The organism is Streptomyces sennicomposti, from assembly GCF_019890635.1.
Classification (GTDB): domain Bacteria; phylum Actinomycetota; class Actinomycetes; order Streptomycetales; family Streptomycetaceae; genus Streptomyces; species Streptomyces sennicomposti.
Genome location: NZ_JAIOAB010000036.1, coordinates 52,275 through 71,700 on the forward strand (window position 1 = coordinate 52,275; position 19,426 = coordinate 71,700).

The 19,426-nt window shown below is 74.2% G+C and carries 12 protein-coding genes; 2 read left to right on the top strand and 10 right to left on the bottom strand.

Going from position 1 to position 19,426, the window contains the following annotated elements; genetic code table 11:
• Window positions 1-56: 56 nt before the first annotated feature.
• The 4 genes from K7787_RS20170 to guaA all read right to left on the bottom strand — a co-directional run bounded on the left by K7787_RS20170 (window position 57) and on the right by guaA (window position 5,674).
• A complete protein-coding gene (locus tag K7787_RS20170) occupies window positions 57-587 on the bottom strand; it encodes a DoxX family protein (RefSeq protein WP_027758010.1) in 531 nt (176 codons plus the stop codon).
• Window positions 588-826: 239 nt separating this feature from the next.
• Window positions 827-2,104: a hypothetical protein gene (locus K7787_RS20175; protein ID WP_223002435.1), complete on the bottom strand. Its 1,278-nt coding sequence runs from the start codon at window positions 2,102-2,104 to the stop codon at window positions 827-829.
• 400 nt (window positions 2,105-2,504) lie between these two features.
• Window positions 2,505-3,332 (bottom strand): class II aldolase/adducin family protein, encoded by an 828-nt coding sequence (locus tag K7787_RS20180; protein ID WP_223002436.1) that lies wholly within the window; start codon window positions 3,330-3,332, stop codon window positions 2,505-2,507.
• Window positions 3,333-4,093: 761 nt separating this feature from the next.
• Window positions 4,094-5,674, bottom strand: coding sequence for a glutamine-hydrolyzing GMP synthase (guaA, locus tag K7787_RS20185; protein WP_009190213.1), 1,581 nt, complete (start codon window positions 5,672-5,674; stop codon window positions 4,094-4,096).
• 346 nt (window positions 5,675-6,020) lie between these two features.
• Between guaA and K7787_RS20190 the strand changes: the two genes are divergently transcribed.
• Both K7787_RS20190 and K7787_RS20195 read left to right on the top strand, forming a co-directional pair.
• The gene (locus K7787_RS20190) at window positions 6,021-6,404 is read left to right on the top strand and encodes a chorismate mutase (protein WP_223002437.1); all 384 of its coding nucleotides are present in this window, start codon (window positions 6,021-6,023) and stop codon (window positions 6,402-6,404) included.
• Between the two features lie 555 nt (window positions 6,405-6,959).
• On the top strand, window positions 6,960-8,006 hold the full coding sequence (locus tag K7787_RS20195; protein ID WP_239116167.1) for an LPXTG cell wall anchor domain-containing protein: 1,047 nt from the start codon (window positions 6,960-6,962) through the stop codon (window positions 8,004-8,006).
• A 142-nt stretch (window positions 8,007-8,148) separates the two neighbouring features.
• Here K7787_RS20195 and K7787_RS20200 read toward each other — a convergent pair whose 3' ends face one another.
• The 6 genes from K7787_RS20200 to K7787_RS20225 form a co-directional block, all read right to left on the bottom strand.
• Window positions 8,149-10,065, bottom strand: coding sequence for a GMC oxidoreductase (locus K7787_RS20200; RefSeq protein ID WP_372456661.1), 1,917 nt, complete (start codon window positions 10,063-10,065; stop codon window positions 8,149-8,151).
• A 40-nt stretch (window positions 10,066-10,105) separates the two neighbouring features.
• Window positions 10,106-11,719 carry a succinic semialdehyde dehydrogenase gene (locus tag K7787_RS20205; RefSeq protein ID WP_043261188.1) on the bottom strand — a complete coding sequence of 538 codons (1,614 nt, stop codon included), beginning with the start codon at window positions 11,717-11,719 and terminating at the stop codon, window positions 10,106-10,108.
• Window positions 11,720-12,038: 319 nt separating this feature from the next.
• Complete coding sequence (locus K7787_RS20210; protein WP_223002438.1) at window positions 12,039-13,754, bottom strand: serine/threonine-protein kinase; 1,716 nt, start codon at window positions 13,752-13,754, stop codon at window positions 12,039-12,041.
• A 95-nt stretch (window positions 13,755-13,849) separates the two neighbouring features.
• The gene (locus tag K7787_RS20215) at window positions 13,850-15,565 is read right to left on the bottom strand and encodes a serine/threonine-protein kinase (protein ID WP_223002439.1); all 1,716 of its coding nucleotides are present in this window, start codon (window positions 15,563-15,565) and stop codon (window positions 13,850-13,852) included.
• Window positions 15,566-15,638: 73 nt separating this feature from the next.
• Window positions 15,639-17,318 (bottom strand): serine/threonine-protein kinase, encoded by a 1,680-nt coding sequence (locus K7787_RS20220; RefSeq protein WP_223002446.1) that lies wholly within the window; start codon window positions 17,316-17,318, stop codon window positions 15,639-15,641.
• 146 nt (window positions 17,319-17,464) lie between these two features.
• On the bottom strand, window positions 17,465-19,426 hold a 1,962-nt coding region (locus tag K7787_RS20225; protein WP_504740001.1), incomplete at its 5' end, for a serine/threonine kinase C-terminal domain-containing protein.

Consider the following 19,426-nt stretch of genomic DNA (forward strand, 5'->3'; position numbering starts at 1 on the left):
GCAGCGGTCACCGGTAAGCGCGAGGAGCCGTAGGTGCGGGGCTCCCGGAAGCGTGGTCAGTGGTAGGTGCGGGGGCTCTGGCGGCGGCGGGCGCGCAGGGCCGCGTCGACGGAGAACAAGGGGGTGCCGGCGAGGACGAGCGGGAGCCAGGCCATCAGATAGGCGAGGTCGTTGCCGTAGTAGTAGGGAGTGGAGGACCAGCTGACCGTGAGCCACAGGCTGAGGGAGATCAGCGCGCCGCCGAGTGCGGCCAGGCGGCCCAGCAGGCCGATCAGGACGCCGATGCCGACGGCCAGTTCTCCGAGGGCCATGGCGGTGCCGAAGCCGACCGGGGCCTTCAGGGACAGGTCCACCAGGGCGGGGACGGCGGAGGAGTCGCGCACCGCGCGCATCGTGTCGCCGATCGACCCGGCGCCGGAAGCCTTCAGGAAGGCGCCGTCGGTGAGTTTGTCCAGGCCGGCGTAGATGAAGGTGACGCCCAGGAAGACACGGAGGGGAAGGAGCGCATAGCGGGCGGCGGTGTCCCGCCAGTCACCGCGCCGGTCGCCGTAGGAGGTGTGCGTGTCCATCCGAACGCCGTGAGTCATCGCTGCCAGCCGCCTCTCACCGCAATGCCGTTTACCTCTCAACAGACCATACGTATGTAAGGAAGGAGTCGCTCAATCACGCCGGACCGATTTTCCGGCTTACGTATGATTTCGGTCCTGCGCTCGGCCCCTTGGTCCGTGACCTCTCCGTCCGTTCCATCCGTTCCGTCCGCTTCATCCGTTCCGTCCGTTGAATACCGGTCGGCGCCCTCTCCGTGCGCGGCCGCACCGCCGCGGTCTCAGTCCGTCACGTCGATGCTGTAGCGGTTGGTCTCCACTCCCGCCGCGGTGACCAGTTGCACCTCGACGCGGCCCGGTTCGACGTCGGCGGGGACGGGGACGGTGAGGGCCGTGTCCGTGGGGTTGCTGAAGCCGCCGGTGACGGGGACGAGGGGGACGTGGACGTTGACCGCGCCGATGCGGACCACCATCCGCGACAGCCGGTCGGCGCCCTGCGCACCGGGCGGGACGAACCCGGCCCCGCGGATCTCGATGTCGTCGCCGGTGCGGATCGGGGCGTCGAGGTCGCCGGCCTCCCGGGCGCGGACCACGGAGAGGATGACGGGCCGGCCGCCCTCGGCGTACTTGCCGGCCAGGTAGGTCAGGGCCGACACCAGCACCACCACCGCCAGCCCCCAGGGCAGATCGGGCAGTTGATCGGGCCGCCGGGCCAGCCGTACCGCGGCGAACAGAAGGGAGACAGCGCTGATGACGACGTACTGGATGTCCGCGAAGGCGCCGCGGCCGGCGTCGTCGGTGAGGAGGTCGGCGGCGCGGGGGCGGTGCGCCGGCACCTTCTGGAGGCGTTGGCCGAGCACCCGCAGGCCGACCACCCGCCGCACCAGCACGGCGATGCCGCACACCACGGCGAGCACGGTGACCACACCAACACCCCGGGCCAGGTCCAGCCCGGAGAGCAGCGCGTCACGCTCCGCGTGGTCGGAGGCGGCCGCCAGGCGGCCGGCCAGGACGAGTACGGCGTACCCGACGAACAGCACCCAGGCCGCGGCGACGGCGCGCGAGGTGGACAGGCGGTTGTCCTCGCCGATGACCGGGGCCAGCGCGCCGCCGCGCGCCCGGTGGAACCACGAGGCGGCCGTCAGCGTGCCGGCGACCGCCACGGCCGCGAGCAGACCCGCCGTCCGGGCGGCGCTCCAGCCGGCGCCGATCGCCGTCAGCGCCTGGGCGAGGAGGAGGAGCACCACGGCCGCCCACACCGTGCACACCGTCCAGCGCCACAGCCGCGCCAGCCAGGCATCGCCCTCGGCGCGGCCGCGGGCGGCGACGAGTTCCGCGGACTGGGTCAGTTCCTCCGAGACCCACTGGCGGGAGGCCGACACCGAGTGGGCGACGGCGGCCGGGAGTCCCTGGCCGGCGGCGAACTCGTCCCGTTTCAAGAGGAATTCGGCAACGGCCCGCCGGTGCCCGGTACGCGCTCCGTGCGGACAGTCCCCGCACGTGCAGCCGCCCGAGTGGGCAGCCGCCCCCGCACCGTCTCTCGCTTCCTGCACCGCCACGTCCGACGCCCGCCTTCCCCGGAACCCGCAGAGACCTGCGGCCAACACGCCTACGCCGTCTGCGAATTGTGCCCTACCTCGGGCATCCCCGGCTGCTCTGTCTGATCAGTGCGGGTGAAGCTCGGGCCATTGGGTTGACCCGGCGGCAGGACTGTCCGCCAGGGTGCGCGTCGGAGGGTCCGGCCGAGGCGGTGCGACGGGGAGGTGCGGGACGGTCCGTCGGACCAGCTCAGGCGGGGTCGGGGTTGGGTTCGGGTGCGGCGGCTTGGCGGGGTCGGGGCCGGGCGCGGCGGTCGGCAGGGCCAGGATCGAAGTCGGGCGTGGCGGCTCGGCAGTGTCGGGGTCGGGCGTGGCGGCTCGGCGGGGTCGGCGTCGGGCGTGGCGGCTCGGCGGGGCGGGGTCAGGTGTCGAGGTCGGTCGGTGGGGTGGGGGCGTGGCTCAGCAGGTCGGGTTCGCTGCGGGTGATGTCCTGCCAGAGGGGCTGGTAGTTGATCCAGGCCACCAAGTCGCCGCCGAGCTGTTCCCGGGTCGCGACCGCCACCTTGTGGTCGATGAGGACGGGGCGGCCCGCGGCTCGGGCGGTGAGCTGCACCTCGGCGGAGCGTTCCATGGACAGGAACCACCAGGCGGCGGCGTCCACCGAGTCGCCGACGGTGAGGAGGCCGTGGTTGCGCAGGACCAGCGCCTTGCCGGAGCCGAGCACGGCCGCGATGCGGCGGCCTTCCTCGGCGTCGACGGTGACGCCGGTGTAGGCGTCGTAGACGGCGTGGTCCTGGTAGAAGGCGCAGCTCTCCTGGGTGATGGGGTCCAGGAGTTCACCCAGGGCGGCCAGCGCGCGGCCGTGCACCGAGTGGCAGTGGGCGACGGCGACGACGTCCGGGCGGGCGGCGTGGACCTGGGCGTGCACGGTGAACGCGGCCTGGTTGACGTGGTAGCGGCCCTCGACGACCTGTCCGTCCTGGTTGGCGAGCACGAGGTCGGCCACGGTGACGTGCTGGAAGGGCATGCCGAAGGGGTTGACCCAGAAGCAGTCGCTGAACTCGGGGTCGCGGGCGGTGATGTGGCCGGAGACGCCGTCCTCGAAACCGCGTCGTCCGAAGATGCGCAGGGCGGCGGCGAGGCGTTCCTTGCGGTGCCGGCGTTCGTCCTCGACCGAGTCGTGGCGCGGCGGCATGGCGAACCGCAGCTTGTCGGTCGGCAGGGGCGGGGGCGGAGTGGGGCCGTGCATGGTTCCTCCGGCGCGGTTCGGCGTACGGGCGGAAGGTACCGGCGGTCGGGGCGGGATGACAGCGCCGGGTTGTGAAGATGCGGCGCAGGGCGCTCCGCGCGGCGGGGGGCCGGAGGCGGGGGGCGGGCAGTGGGTGCGGCTCATGGAGGTGCCCGGACGGCTCCGCCGGGGCCACCGCCGCCGCCGTCATCGCCCGTGGCTCGTCGCCCCACCGCCCCGCCGCCTCGTCGTCTGACCGAGCCGCCCGGCTCGACCGCTCCGCCGATCCGACCGAGGAAGCCTGTCTCGACCGCACTGCCGAGCCGGCCGAGACGCCTGCTCCGACCGCCGCGTCCGGCGGCCCGGTGCACGTGCCCCGTCCAGAGGACGCGGCTGCCCCCGTGCACGCGCCCCGCCCGGTGCACGCGGCCGCCCCCGTGCACACACCCCGCCCGGAGGACGCGGCTGACCCGGTGCACACGCCCCGCTCGGCGGACGCGGCTGACCCGGTGCACACGCCCCGCTCGGCGGACGCGGCTGGCCCAGTGCACGGGCCCGGCCCGGCGGACGCGCGCCCGGCCGCCGGTCACGCGCTCGGCCACCGGTCGCGCGCCTGGCCACCGGCCACCGACCACCAGTCGGGCGCCTGGCCACCCGTCGCGCCCAGCCCCCGCAGTCGCGGCCCGCCGTCCCGGCATGCTCGGGCGGTGGGGCGTCATGCGGAAAGAGGTGGAACGGTTGTTCCACCTCTTTCGCTCACGTGCCTCGGGGGCCCGTGGGGGCTACTCCCACTCGATGGTGCCCGGCGGCTTCGAGGTGACGTCGAGGACGACGCGGTTGACGTCCCGTACCTCGTTGGTGATCCGGGTGGAGATCTTGGCGAGGACCTCGTAGGGCAGGCGCGACCAGTCGGCGGTCATCGCGTCCTCGGAGGAGACCGGGCGCAGCACGATCGGGTGACCGTAGGTGCGGCCGTCGCCCTGGACGCCGACGGAGCGGACGTCCGCGAGCAGCACGACCGGGCACTGCCAGATGTCGCGGTCCAGGCCGGCCGCCGTCAGTTCCTCGCGGGCGATGGCGTCGGCCTCGCGCAGCAGGTCCAGGCGCTCCTTGGTGACCTCGCCCACGATCCGGATGCCGAGGCCGGGCCCCGGGAAGGGCTGGCGCTGGACGATCTCCTCCGGCAGGCCGAGTTCCTGGCCGACCATGCGGACCTCGTCCTTGAACAGCTTGCGCAGCGGCTCGATCAGCTTGAACTCGAGGTCCTCGGGCAGGCCGCCGACGTTGTGGTGGGACTTGATGTTGGCGGCGCCGGTGCCGCCGCCGGACTCGACCACGTCCGGGTACAGCGTGCCCTGGACGAGGAACTCGACCGCCGGGCCCTCGTCCGCGATGATCTCGGCCTGGGCCTGCTCGAAGACCCGGATGAACTCGCGGCCGATGATCTTCCGCTTCTCCTCGGGGTCCGAGACGCCCTTGAGCGCGTCGAGGAAGCGCTTCTCCGCGTCGACGACCTTCAGCTGCACGCCGGTCGCGGCGACGAAGTCCTTCTCGACCTGCTCGGTCTCGCCCTTGCGCATCAGGCCGTGGTCGACGTAGACGCAGGTCAGCTGGGAGCCGATGGCCTTCTGGACCAGGGCCGCGGCGACCGCCGAGTCCACGCCGCCGGACAGCCCGCAGATGGCCCGCTTGTCGCCGACCAGCTCGCGGATGGCGGCGACCTGCTCCTCGATGACGTTGCCCGTGGTCCAGTCGGGCTTCAGGCCCGCGCCGCGGTACAGGAAGTGCTCGAGCACCTGCTGGCCGTGCGTGGAGTGCATGACCTCGGGGTGGTACTGGACGCCGTAGAGCTTCTTCTCGTCGTTCTCGAAGGCGGCGACCGGGACGACGTCCGTGGAGGCCGTGACGGTGAAGCCCTCGGGCGCGGCGGAGCAGGCGTCGCCGTGCGACATCCACACGGCCTGCTCGGCCGGGGTGCCCTCGAAGAGGGTCGAGGAGGGCTTGGAGACGGCGAGGTCGGTACGGCCATACTCGCGGGCGCCGGTGTTGTCCACGGTGCCGCCGAGGGTCTGCGCCATCAGCTGGAAGCCGTAGCACATGCCGAAGACGGGGACGCCGGCCTCGAAGAGCTCGCGGTCCAGGCGGGGGGCGCCCTCTTCGTAGACCGACGAGGGGCCGCCGGAGAGGATGATCGCCGCCGGGTTCTTGGCGAGCATGTCCTCGACCGGCATGGTGCTCGGCACGATCTCGCTGTAGACCCGGGCCTCGCGGACGCGACGGGCGATGAGCTGGGCGTACTGCGCGCCGAAGTCGACGACCAGGACGGTGTCGGGGGCGGCGGCAGCGGGGGTCGCTGATGACACGGGGTGCCTTCCGGCGGTCGGGCGGGGGGCTGTGTACACCGATTCTAACGGGGTGGCCACGGGTGACGTCCCGAGCGCCGACGGCCCGCGGTCCAGGGCCGCCGTCCCACCATGCGAACCGGCTTGGACACCGGCCGCCACGGAGGCATACTGGCCGCATGCTCACGCAGTCCACGACCTTCCTCTTTACCTATGGCACCCGGCCCGCCGGCTGCCATGGTCGTGTTGCTTGAGTCACTGACGAGCGACTTCCCAGGCGCCCCGGGCCGACAAGGCCCGGGGCGCCTGGCGTTTCTCCCGGTCCTCGCCGATCCGGGGCCCCGCACCCACCCGTGAGGAGCCCCACATGACCGCCACCACCACCGCCACCACCGCCACCACCGCTGCCGCCACTCCCACCGCTGCCGCAGCCACCGCCGGCGCCGTCACCACTGCCGGCACCGCCGCCGTCTCCCCCGCGGACCGCACCGGCGCCCGTACCGACGAGGCCGCGAGCGTGATCTCCGGCGCCCGTGAGCGCATCGACGCGCTCGACGATCGGATCATCGGGCTGGTCCAGGAACGGATGGCCGTCTCGGCCGTCGTCCAGGAGGCCCGGATCGGCTCCGGCGGTCGGCGCGTGAACCTCGCCCGCGAGATGGAGATCCTCGGCCGCTACAGGGACGCGCTGGGCAAGCCCGGCACCACCCTGGCGATGACCCTGCTGGAGCTGTGCCGGGGCAAGATCTGACGCCCTCGCCCGATCCTCACCCGTACGGCGCGTGACCGCGGGCCGCCGCGTCTCGTTGCTCCGGATGTCCACGCCAGCCAGGGGGCTCCGCCGAGTCGGGAGCCCCGTATGGCGCCCCGCGGTGATGAGGCGCACGGATCGTGCCGTGCGCCGTGGGACCTCGCCGCGGGGACAGTGACCGGACGGCAGGGGACAGCAGCCCGGTCACCCAGGTCACGGTCGGCCCCGGGGACGCCCGGGGCCGACCGTGAACACCGCGTGCGGACGCCACGGCCCGCCGACCCCGCGGGGGCACCCGCCCGCCCCTCAGAAGCAGCCGGCCCCCCTCACGGGCAGCCGGTCTGCAGGCGCCCGGCCGTGCACCGGATCTCCCCACCCCCCTCACATGTGACACAAACCACATGAGAATTCGGTGAGAACGAGCACAACCATCCACCCTCGCATCAGGTCACATCACCTGAACCGAGAGCCACACCCGCGGCCCCACCCGCGGAGGCCTCCCTCAGCGCTCGTGCTGCGCCCAACGCGCCGTACGCCAGACTCTCCGAGGTCTTCATGAAGCTTCGCCGCGCCATGGCCGCCACGGCCGCGACGGCTGTCATAGCACCCCTGGCACTCCTGTCGGCTCCGGCCGCGTTCGCGTCCGACGACCAGCCCACCTCCTCGGCCACCGCAACCGCCACCGCCACCGAGTCGGCGTCCGACGACACCTCGACGTCCCCGGCCCCGTCCTCGTCGGAGTCGCAGTCGGAGTCGGCCCCCGAGAGCACCCCCGCCTCGACGCCCCCCGTCTCCAGCAGCGCGAGCACCGGCACGTCGGAGTCCGCGTCCGCCCCGGCGCCGAGCAGCTCCTCCCCGCAGGCCTCCCAGTCCGCGGAGCCCACCGCCGAGCCGACGCCGTGCACCGACGCCGACGTCGACCCCGACTCCCAGCTGACGGTCTCGGTCTCCGGTCTGCCCGGGAAGATCGTCGCGGGCAGCGGCTGGCACCCCTTCAAGCTCACCGCCGCCAACCACAGCGACCGGGCCCTCGGCCAGGTGCAGTGGCTCGCGCTCGTCGACAACGACTCGCTGAGCGACGACGAGTCGGAGTGGCTGAGCACCTACGCGCAGCTCGAGTACCTCAACCCCGAGACCAAGGCCTGGGAGTCCCTCGCCGACGAGATCGGCGACGGGATGTACTTCGGCGAGACCGAGCTGGGCCCGAAGCAGACGGTCGACATCCGGATGCGCGTCAACATCACCGCCAAGGCCCCCGCGGGCGACGGCTACACCGTGGGCCTGGGCGGCTACGTCGACCAGGACAAGAACTGCGTCCACAGCGCGTTCGACTACTACGAGTTCACCGTCCTCAAGCAGGGCACCCCGAACGACGACCCGGGCGACGCCAAGCCGAAGCCCGGTGACGGCGACAAGCCCGCCGGCGGCAAGGAGCCGCAGGGCGGCGCCAAGGAGATCCCGCCGACCGGCACGCTCGCCGAGACCGGCTCCAGCTCCATGCTGCCCACCATCGGTCTGGTCGGCGGCGTCGCGGTCGTCGTCGGCGCGGGCGCGCTGTTCACCGTCCGCCGCCGCAAGGCCGGGGCCGGCGCGCAGGCGTAAGCGCCGCGGGCCGTAGGCCACGGGGTCCGGCGCCGTACGGCGCCGGGCCCGCCGAGACGAGAAGGACCTGCGCCAGGAGGGGGGCGCAGGTCCTTCTCGTCTTCTCTCCGCGACCTCGGCGGCACCGCCGCCGATCGCGGCGCTACTTCTTCGCCGGCACCGTCGGCATCCCGAGGAACGGCAGCCGCAGCGCGCCGAACGCGTCCGCCGGGACCGCCGGGTTGCGGGGCTCGACCGGCTTCAGCCGCTCGTACGCCGCGCCCTGCGCCGGACGCGGGTCGGCCTCGCCCTTGTTGGGCCAGTACGACATCGCCCGCTCGGCCTGCGCGGTGATGGTCAGGGACGGGTTCACCCCGAGGTTCGCCGAGACCGCCGCACCGTCCACCACCGAGATGCCCGGGTGGCCCCACAGCCGGTGGTACGGGTCGATGACGCCGGTCTCGGGCGAGTCGCCGATCGGGCAGCCGCCGAGGAAGTGCGCGGTGAGCGGAGTGCCCATCAGCTCCCCCACGTTGGAGCCGGCGAAGCCGTTGATCTCGGCGGCGAGCGCGGTGGCGCCCTCGGTGGCGGCCCTGATCTGCTTGGGGTTGGGCGAGCCGTGGCCCTGACGGGCGGTCAGCAGGCCCTTGCCGACGCCGTCCGGCTTCAGGTACGTCGTCAGGGAGTTGTCCAGGGACTGCATCACCAGGCCGATGATCGTGCGCTCCGACCACTTGCGGTTGGACAGCGAGCGCAGCACGAGCAGCGGATGGCGCGCGGCGTTGCCCAGCCAGGCCGCGACCCTCGACCGCCCCTCCGTGAAGGGGACTTGGAGGATCGACAGGCCGCCCATCGAGTTGGAGCCCTTGCCGTAGCGGACCGGCTCGATGTGGGTGTTGTCGTCGGGGTGGATGGAGGAGGTGATGGCGACGCCGCGCGTGAAGTCGGCCTTCGGCTGCCCGGTGGCCTTGCGGTAGCGGCGGTCGTCGGTCTGCGCGCCCACCAGCGCCTCGGAGTTGGTGCGGGTCAGCTCGCCGAGGCGGGGCGAGAGGTAGGGCAGCTGCCGGTTCTCCTTCATGCGGTGCAGCAGCGTCTGGGTGCCGTAGGTGCCGGCGGCGAGGACGACCTTGCGGGCGGTGAAGAGGCGGCCGGCGCCCTTCTTGCGGTTGTCGGTCGGCAGCGTGGCGACCGCGTAGCCGCCGCGCGAGTCGTCGGTGACGGACACGACGGTGGTCATGGGGTGCACCACCGCGCCCGCCTTCTCGGCGAGGTGGAGGTAGTTCTCGTTCAGCGTGTTCTTCGCGCCGTGCCGGCAGCCCGTCATGCACTCGCCGCACTCGATGCAGGCCTTGCGGTCCGGTCCCGCGCCGCCGAAGTAGGGGTCGGCGACGCGCTGTCCCGGCTTGGCCTTCGCGGTGCCGTCGGCGTCCTCGCCGTCGCCGAAGAAGACGCCGACCGGGGCCATGTGGAAGGTGTCGCCGACGCCCATGCGCTGCGCCGCCGCCTTCAGGTGCACATCGGACGGCGTCATGGTCGGGTTGAGCCGTACGCCGAGCATCCGCTTGGCCTGGTCGTAGTACGGGGCCAGCTCGTCCTGCCAGTCGGTGATGTGCCGCCACTGCGGGTCCTCGAAGAACGCCTTGGGCGGTACGTAGAGGGTGTTGGCGTAGTTGAGGGAGCCGCCGCCGACGCCCGCGCCGGCCAGCACCATGACGTTGCCGAGCAGATGGATGCGCTGGATGCCGTACATGCCGAGCTTGGGGGCCCACAGGTAGTTCTTCAGGTCCCAGGAGTTCTTCGGCAGGCTCTCGCGGGTGAAGCGGCGGCCGGCCTCCAGGACGCCGACCCGGTAGCCCTTCTCGGTCAGGCGGAGCGCGGTGACGGAGCCGCCGAACCCGGAGCCCACGACGATCACGTCGTAGTCGTAGTCCCGCTCCTCCCCGGCCGTGCCGGTCTCCCGCTCCCCGGCCGTCCCGGGCTCCACGGACCCACCGGCCGTCCCGGGCTCCCGCTCGTCCCCGGCCCTGCCGTTCTCCTGCTCGTCCTCGTCCCGCATCTGGGCAGACTTCTCCTGTGACACGTGCTCTCCTCGTTGAGAACCGCGGCGCTGGGGCCGGGATCTAGCGGAAGCGGAACGCCTTCATCACCTTCAGGCTCCGGCTCATGAACGCCGCGTACTTCTCGTCGTCCATGCCGAGCGAGGGGGCCATGGGCAGCAGCCGCTGGTGGGCGATGGTCTGGGCCTCGGTGTACTTGAGGATGCCCTCGGAGCCGTGCCGGCGGCCGAGGCCGGAGTCCTTCATGCCGCCCATCGGCGCCTGCACGCTGCCGTAGGCGGGCGCGTAGCCCTCGTTGAGGTTGACGGTGCCGGTGCGCAGCCGGGCGGCGATCTCCCGGCCGCGGCGGGCGTCGCGCGTCCAGACGGACGAGTTCAGGCCGTACGGCGTGGCGTTGGCGCGCTCGACGACCTCGTCCTCGTCGCTGAAGCGGTAGAGGGAGACGACCGGGCCGAAGGTCTCCTCCGTGCACACGGACATGGGGGCCTCGACGCCGTCGAGGATGGTCGGCTCGAAGAAGTACGGGCCGATGTCGGGGCGGGCGACGCCGCCGGCCACCACCGTGGCGCCCTTGGCGACGGCCTCCTCGACGTGCCGGGTGACGGTCTCCAGCTGGCGTTCGCCGACCAGGGAGCCCATGTCGGCGCCGTAGGCGAGGGAGGTGCCGAGGCGCATCGCCCTGGTGCGGGCGGCGAAGCGTTCGAGGAAGGCGTCCGCGATCGCCTCGTGGACGTACAGCCGCTCGATGGAGATGCACAGCTGGCCGGCGGAGGAGAAGCAGGCGCGGACCGCGCCCGCCGCCGCCTTGTCGAGGTCGGCGTCCTCCAGCACCAGCATGGCGTTCTTGCCGCCGAGTTCGAGGGAGACGCCGACGAGCCGGGCGGCGGCGCCCTGGGCGACCTCGCGGCCGGTGCGGGTGGAGCCGGTGAAGGAGACGTAGTCGGCGTGCTTGACGATCTCCGGGCCGACGACCGGGCCGTCGCCGATGACGACCTGGAAGACCTCGGCGGGCAGTCCGGCCTCGATGAGCAGGTCGCGGGCCCACAGCGCGGTCAGGCAGGTCTCGGTGTCGGGCTTCATCACCACGGCGTTGCCCGCGACGAAGGCGGGCAGCGCGTCGCCGACCGACAGCTCCAGCGGGTAGTTCCAGGGGGCGATCTGGCCGACGACGCCGCGCGGGTGGCGCAGTTCGGTGACCCTGGTCAGGGTGGGCATCGCGCCGGAGTGCCGCTTGGGCTTCAGGTACGAGGCGGCCCGGCGGCCGTAGTGCCGGGCGGCGATGGCGACGGCCTGCACCTCCTCGTGGGCGTGCAGGCGGGCCTTGCCGGTCTCCAGCTGGATGAGGTCGAGGACCTCGGCCTGGCGGTCGATGACCAGGTCGTGGAAGCGGAGCAGGACGGCGGCGCGCTGCCGTACCGGGGTGCGCTCCCAGGCGCCCTGGGCGGCGCGGGCGCGCTCGAAGGCGAGGGCCACGTCCTCGGGTGTGGACTCGGGCAGGTCGGCGAGCTTGTCACCGGTGAGCGGCGTGTGGTTGGCGGTGCGGCCGGAGCCGATGACGCCCTTGGTGAGCTGGGCGACCAGCTCGGGGGTCACCACGTCGGCGGCGGTTCGGGCGCCCGCCGGTGCGGGGGCCAGGGGGTTCGTGCCGGTCTTGGCCGGGGCCTGCGCGTCCGTCATGAAGCGCAGGGTATGACGTGCGCGGGGGTTTGTGTACCCGTCGGTAACGGGGATTCACGGACCGCTCACACGACGCCAGTGATCACTGGCAACAAACCCGCTGATCAGCGGTCCTTCGACCCGCCCCGCGCCCTCGACGGTCACTTCACGGTCTTTTTCCCCGACCGGCGGCCGCGGTCGCACGGCCGTACGGTTTTCCCGGCCGGAACGGCCTCCGGACGGAGCCGGAACGGCTTCAGGGCGGGGCCGGAACGGCTTCAGGGCGGTGCCGGAACGGCATCTGGACGGGCCGGAACGGCGCCGGGCCGCCCCCGCCGTCTCAGGGCTTGTCCACCTCCAGGCCCTCGATCGCCGTCTTCGCCACCTCGCGGCCGCGCGCGGTGAAGTCGCCGTCGCCGGGATAGCTGACGAAGAGCTTGTACATGTCCCCGCCGGTGGTCTTGTAGTACAGGACCTGGACCTCGCGCGGGCGCGGATGCTGGGAGTCGTCGGTGGTGTAGACGACGGTGTTGCGGGCCGCCTTGCGCCCGTGGAAGGTCGCGTCGCCGTCGGGCCGGGTGCGGGCCTTCCCGCCCGAGGGCATGTCGAGGTCGTAGTCGCCGTTCTCCTTGTACTTGCCGTTGTCCTCGTACATCTCGGCCGCCGCCGAGTCGGCGATGTCGTGGCCGGTGTCCTCGGCCGCCCGGTCCACGGCGAGGGTGATCCAGATGCCGCCGCTGCGGTCGGTGTAGGTGACCCAGTGGTCCTTGTCCGCGTCCGGGTCGGGCAGCGAGCGGTCGTACTTGGCGGGCACGGCGAGCGTCGCGGCGACGTCCCGCACCTTCTCGGTCTTCCAGCCGTCCGGCAGCGGCCCGTCGAACGGGTGCGCGATCAGGACGTACGCGGTCACCGCCGCCGCGACGGCGGCCGCGCCGAGGCCGAGCCACGTCCGGCGGCCCGGGCGCCAGGCGCCGCCGGCCTGCCGGACGACCACCTGGGTGGGCGCCGGGGCGGGCGGCGCGGCGACCTCTTCGAGCACCGCCCGCACCCGCGCGGCGTCCGGGCGGCGCGCGGGGTCCTTCTGGAGCAGACCGGTGATGACCTCGGCGAGCGGGCCGGGGGCGGCGGCCGGCGGGGCGGGGACGGCGTTGAGGACCGACTGGAGGGTGGCGGGGGTGTTGCTGCGGCGGAACGGCGAGACGCCCTCCGTCGCCGCGTACAGGACCACGCCGAGGGACCACAGGTCGCCGGCCGGGCCGGGGCGCTGCCCGAGCACCCGCTCCGGCGCGATGTACTCGGGCGAGCCGACGAAGCCGCCCGTGTCGGTCAGCCGGGTCTCGCCCTCGATCTGCGCGATCCCGAAGTCGGTGAGGACGATCCGGCCGTGGCGGCCGAGCAGGATGTTGTCCGGCTTGACGTCCCGGTGCAGGACGCCCGCCGCGTGCGCGGCCTCCAGCGCGCCCAGCACCTCCAGGCCGATCCTGGCCGCCTCGCGGGCGTCCAGGGTGCCCTCCTGGAGCACGTCGCCGAGGGAGCGGCCGCGCACCAGCTCCATCACGATCCACGGCTGCCCGTCCACCACGGCCACGTCGTGGACGCCGACGACCGCCGGGTGGTCGAGCCGGGCGGCGGCGCGGGCCTCGCGGCGCATCCGCTCGTAGACGTTGGCGCGTTCCCGTTCGGGAAGGTGGTCGGGGATGCGGGGCTCCTTGACGGCGACCTCGCGGTCCACCGTCTCGTCCCTGGCCCGCCACACCGTGCCCATGCCGCCGTGGCCGAGCTTGCCCAGCAGCCGGTAGCGCCCGGCGATCAGCCGCCCGGCGCCGGGGTCGGGCTCGCCCGGCTGCCCGGCGGCGGGAGAGTGCGGGGCCGTGACGGGCGGGACCGGCGGGACGGGCGGCGTCTGCCCGCCGGCCCCGGCGGCGGGGGCCTGCGGCGGGACGGGCGCGGCGTACGGGTTCTGCGGGTGGGGCACGCGCGGCTGCGGGCTCGGCGGTTGCAGTACGAAACTCGTCGGTTCGTCGGCCTCGTGGCGGGGTCCCCCGTTGTCGTTCATGGTCCATCCATACCGCGACCACCGCCGCACGCTCCACCGCGCGGGCCAGGCGGTCACAGACCCGTGACCTACGGCGCGCCGGGCGTGCGTTCGCCTCACCCCGCGGTGAAGGTGTCCACCGCCACGTCGAAGTACTCCTTCGCCTCCCGCACCTTGCCGACCGGCGCCGAGACCCACACGTCGTACAGCCGCCCGTCCTGCTCCCAGCACAGGTCGTAGGTGTGCCGGGCGCCCTCCGCCGCGCTGTAGCCGTCCCAGGTGAACTCCCACAGGGCGGCCGGGTGTCCGGTGTGCGTGGTGGCGGTGACCTCGCCGTCGTGGTAGCCGGGGTTGGTGGTGGGCCCCGCGGCGTCCGCGCGGCGCATCACGGCGAGCGGGCCGCCCGGCTCCGCCGCGGTCACCTTGACGCCGATGCGGAAGGTGTCCCCCGGCGACAGGTAGAAGATCCGCACCCCCTGCGGCGAGCGCGTGAAGCCGTCCGGCACGGCCAGCGTGAAGCCCGCCGGATCGCGCACCAGGCGGTAGCCGGAGGGCGCCGGGGGCGCGGCCGGGACGGTCCGGGTGGCGGCGGCCGGACCGGCGGGCGTCGCGGGCGACGGCGGGCGGGACCGCGACGACGAGACCGGCGAGCGGGTGCGGGACTCGGTGCTCGCCGAGCCGCCCGACGGGCTCGCGGACGGGCTCGGGGAGGTCTGCGGCGGCAAACTCGCCGGGGCGCCGCCGCCGTCGCCGTCCCCGCTCATCAGCAGCGCCCCCGCGGACACGCCCGCCCCGGCCAGCGCGGCCGCGATCAGCGCGGTGACCAGCATCCGCCGGGTGAACCGGGGGGCGGGAGCGCCCGCGCCGGACCGGAGGGGCGGCGCGGACTCCGGGGAGCCGGGCGCGGGCGGCGGCCCGGCCGGCTGCGGCACGTCGCGCTGGGTCGGCGAGTAGGACGCGAACGGGGTGTGGCGGACCGGCTGCGGCTGCTGCGGGGTGCGGCCCGACTCCAGATAGCCGCGGAGCATGCCCTCCGCCTCGGCCGCGGTCAGCCGCCGCTGCGGATCGCGTTCCAGCAGCCCGCGCACGACGGGCAGCAGCGGTCCGGCCTGTACGGGCGGCCGGATCTCGTCCATGACCACCGCGTGCAGGATGCCGCCCAGCGAGTCCCGGCGGAACGGGGACTCGCCGCTCAGCGCCGTGCACAGCAGCGCGCCCAGCGACCACAGGTCGGACTGCGGGCCCGTACCGGAGCCGGACATCCGTTCGGGCGCGGTGTACTCGGGGGAGCCGACGAAGGAGCCGGTCTCGGTGAGCGTGGTCGCGCCCGCCACCTGCGCGATGCCGAAGTCGGTGAGGACGGCCCGGCCGGTGCCCGCCTCCAGCAGCACGTTCGCCGGTTTGATGTCCCGGTGCAGCACCCCGGCCGCGTGCGCCGTCGCCAGCGCGCTCAACAGCGCGACGCCGATCCGGGCGGCCTCGTCGGCGGTGACCGGGCCGGCTGTGGCGATCCGGTCGGCCAGCGAGCCGCCGTCGATCAACTCCATGACGATGTAGGGGCGTTCGTCCTGTTCCACTATGTCGTGGACGACGATGACGTGCGGGTGCCGCAACTGCGCGACGGCGCGGGCCTCCCGCAGGGTGCGGTCGCGCTGCTGCCGGGCCTCCTCGGCGGACAGCGTTTCGTCGAACGGGAGTTCCTTGACCGCGACCTGACGGGCGAGCAGCTGGTCGGTGGCCCGCCACACGATGCCCATGCCCCCGCGCCCGATCCGGGCCTCCAGGCGGTAACGGCCCGCGATCACACGGAAGTCGTCCCCCTCGGTCACCATGCGCCCCATCATGCCGCATCGGCCGGTCGTGATCCGGGGCGGCGATCGGCCAACGAAGAACGGCGCCTTCCGGTCAGCCGGCGTCGGGCCGCCAGCTCTGCAGCACCGTCCTGAACTGCTTCTCCGTGGCCGGCCAGCCCGCGGCGGGCGAGGACATGTAGATCGCGTACTCGACGCCCTCGCGGGAGAAATACGTCTCCTCGACGGCGTGCCTGGGCCCCGGGAAGTCGGTGTCCTTGGCCAGCGCGGTCCAGGTGTACTCCCAGCGGGAGCCCGGCCGGTCGCGGAAGGTGTTCTCCGCCAGGGTCACCTGCCGGTAGTCGACCAGCCGCTGCAACTGCTCGGCCAGGTCCAGCTGGTGGTCGTGCGCGCTCGGGAAGTCCGGCGAGTCGTCGATGGCGATGCGGATGAAGTGCCGGCCGCCGTCGGGCGTGTAGTCCACCTGGTGCAGGGCGGGGTCGGACACCACCCGCTGCCAGTTCGCCCCGGGCACGGCGATGCTGAAGCCGTACGGGTCCTTCTTGCGCACCCAGCCGGCCGGGAGGGCGCCCGGCTCGGCATTCTTTGTGCGGGTGGGTTCGGGCGAGGCCGCGCCGGAGCGGTGGGCGCCCGTGGAGCCGTCGTCCCGGCCCGTCTCCCAGGTGCGCAGCGCGAGCGCGGTGCCGCCGCCGACGAGCACGGCGAGCACCACCACGAGGGCCAGGTTGCGCAGCCGCCTGCGGCGCGTGGGCGCCGGTGCGGGGTGGGCGGCGCCGACGGCCGTCGGCACGGTGGCCGGCGGGTGCGGCGGCGTGCCCTGGACGGCGGTGGCGCCGATGCCGCCGTGACCGGCCGCGCCCTGGGCGTGGACGGCCGTGCTCCCGCTCAGGGTGTGCGGGGCCGGCAGGCCGTGGCCGCCGACCGTCTGCGTCGGCACGTACATCTGCGCGTCCCGGGGCCTGCGCCCCTCGGCGGCCTCCGCGAGCAGCTGCTCGGCCGCGAACACGTCCGGGCGGTGGGCGGGGTCCTTGCGCAGCAGCGCGGTGATGACCGGGGCGAGCGGGCCGACGTACTCGGTCTCGCGGGGCTCCTCGTCGACGACCGCCTGCATGGTGGTCAGCGGCGAGGTGCGGCGGAACGGCGACAGCCCCTCCACCGCCGTGTACAGCGTCGCGCCGAGCGCCCACAGGTCGGAGGCCGGGCCGGGGTCGTGGCCGCGGACCCGCTCGGGGGCCAGGTAGTCGACCGAGCCGACGACCTCCCCGGTGCGGGTGATGGTGGTGTCGCCCTCGATCTGCGCGATGCCGAAGTCGGTGAGCAGGACCCGGCCGTCCCGGCCGAGCAGGACGTTGCCGGGCTTGACGTCGCGGTGCAGCACCCCGGCGGTGTGCGCGGCGCGCAGCGCGCGCAGCACCCACAGACCGATGCGGGCGGCCTCGGCCGGCTCCACCCGGCCCCGCTCCTTGACGGCGTCCGCCAGCGAGTGGCCCTCGACCAGTTCCATCACGATCCACGGGCGGCCGTCGTGTTCGAGCACGTCGTGCACGGTGACGACGGCGGAGTGGTTGATCCGCGCGGCCGCGCGCGCCTCCGCCCGGGTGCGCGCGAGGAGGACGGCCTGGTCGCTCTCGGAGACGTAGAGCGCGGCGGTCAGCTCCTTGATGGCGACCGTCCGGTTCAGTACCTCGTCGTGCGCGCGCCACACCCGCCCCATGCCGCCCCGGCCGATGGAGTCGGCGAGCCGGTAGCGGCCCGCGAGGAGCTGGCCCTGCATCTGATTCACGTTTCCCCGCAATGTTCTTGTCAGGGTCAGACTAAGGACCGGCCCCCCGGCAGGGAACCGGCGGGGTGCCACGGGAACAGCACTGTGACAGTTGTCGCTTCCGGCAGTTGCGGGAAACCGGCGGACCTGCCGTGGCGTCAGCCGGTGTACCGGTAGCTGGCCGACGCCTGTTCGTATACCTGGTCCACCTTGTCGCGCTGCGTCTCGGGGCCGCGCACCTGGAGGACGTGGTAGCGGCCGTCGAGGAGGATGGCGACGTTGCGCACGAACAGTTCCCGCCCGTTCGCGTCGTTCCAGGTGAACTGCCCCTCGGCCATGGTCCTCCCGCCCACCTGGATGGTCCTGAGGCCGGAGGAGGTGGCCCAGCTGGAGGCGCGGTAGGCCTGCAACTCGCCCTCCCGCTCCCGCTGGTACGCCATCGGGTCGCTGCCGAACTCGGCGGCGCCGTCCCGGCCGGGCACCACGATCAGCTCGAAGTCGCCCTTGGCGTACGTCACCTGGCCCTGGGCGTTCTTCGGGGTGCGGGTCCAGCCGTCGGGGACGGCGACCTGGAACCCGGCGGCGTCCTTGCGCACGGCGAAGCCGTCGGCGGCGCCGGAACCGGTGGTCTGCGGCTCGGTCGAACCGGCCGAGCCGGTGGCGCCGCCGGTCGCGGTCGGCGCGGGCGCGTCGTCCGTGCCGCCCCGGGAGGGCGCCGGGCTCGCCTGACCGGCGGATCCCGTACGGTCCCCGGTGGGCGCGCCGCCGCGGTCCGCGTCGTTCGCCTTCGGCATGAACAGCATCGCGTACGCGACCGCGCCGGCCAGCAGGAGCAGCACCAGGAGGAGCAGCAGACGGCCCAGGCTGCGCGGCGAACCGCCCTGCCCGCGGGCGCGCTTGTGCCGGCCGTGGTGGACGGGCAGCCCGGCGCGCCGCCTGCGCACCAGCTCGCCGCGGCGGCGTATGACCGGCAGCCGGGCCGGGTCGGCGGGCGGCGCGGCCACCACGTGGGCCCCGGCCTCCGGTTCGGGCGCGGAGCGCACCAGCGAGCGCAGCCAGCCGCCCAGCTCCTCGAAGTCCAGCCGCTCGGTGGGGTCCTGACGCAGCAGCGACTCGACGACCGGGCGCAGCGCGCCGCACTCCTCGGCGAAGGCGGGCGGCTCGGAGCACACCAGCTGGACCAGCTCGGCGGTCGAGTCCTCCGGATAGGGCGCGTGCCCCTGCACCGCCCGGAACAGCAGCGCGCCCAGCGCCCACAGGTCGGTGGCGGGGCCGATCGGCGCGGCGAGCTGCCAGTTCTCGTGCACCGGCCCGGCCTGCTCGGGCGCCCAGCGCTCGGTCACCGGCCCGACCACGGTCATCCGCGCCTGCCGCGCCCGCTCGGCGGCCAGCGCGGTCGCGGGCCCGCGCCGCGGGGCCGCCGGCCCGACGGGGTCGTCCCAGCGGGCGGCCGGGGGTACGGCGGCGGGGGCGCCGGGGCCGGGCAGGCCGGGGGCGGGGCGGTCGTCCGGGGTGGGGGCGTGGCTCGGGGGCGGGCTCTGGGCCGGGGTCGGGCTCTGGGCGGGGGTCGGGTACTGGGCCGGGGTCGGGCTCTGGCCCGGGGCGAGTCGGTCGTCGGGGGCGAGGCTCTCGTCGGGGGCCGGGACGCGGGCGGGCGGGAGTCCTCGGCCCGTCTGGGCATCCCGGGGGTCCCGGGTGTCCCGGGTGTCCCGGGTGTCCCGGGTGTCCCGGGTGTCCCGGGTGTCCCGGGTGTCCCGGGTGTCCCGGGTGTCCCGGGTGTCCCAGAGGTCACGGGCGTCGCGCGGGTCCTCGGACGCGCCTGCGGGGAGCGCCGTGCGCCCCTGGCCCGGACTCTGCGCCTGCCTCTGCCAGTCCTCCTCGCCGGGCGAGGGCGGGTCGCCGGCGCCGGGCGGCATCGCCGTGCCGTTCCAGGGGGTGGCGCGCACGCCGTACGGGTCGGCTATCCGGCCCGGCGGTGCGGTGCCGCGGTTCTCGTCCTCGGCGGGCGGCCGGGCGCCGGGCAGCGCGGTCCGCGCGCCCTGCTGCGCCTCCTGCACCCGCGCCGCCGCCCGCGCGCCCGCGCGGTACGCGGCGATCGCGCCGGCGCGCGCCGCCCGGAT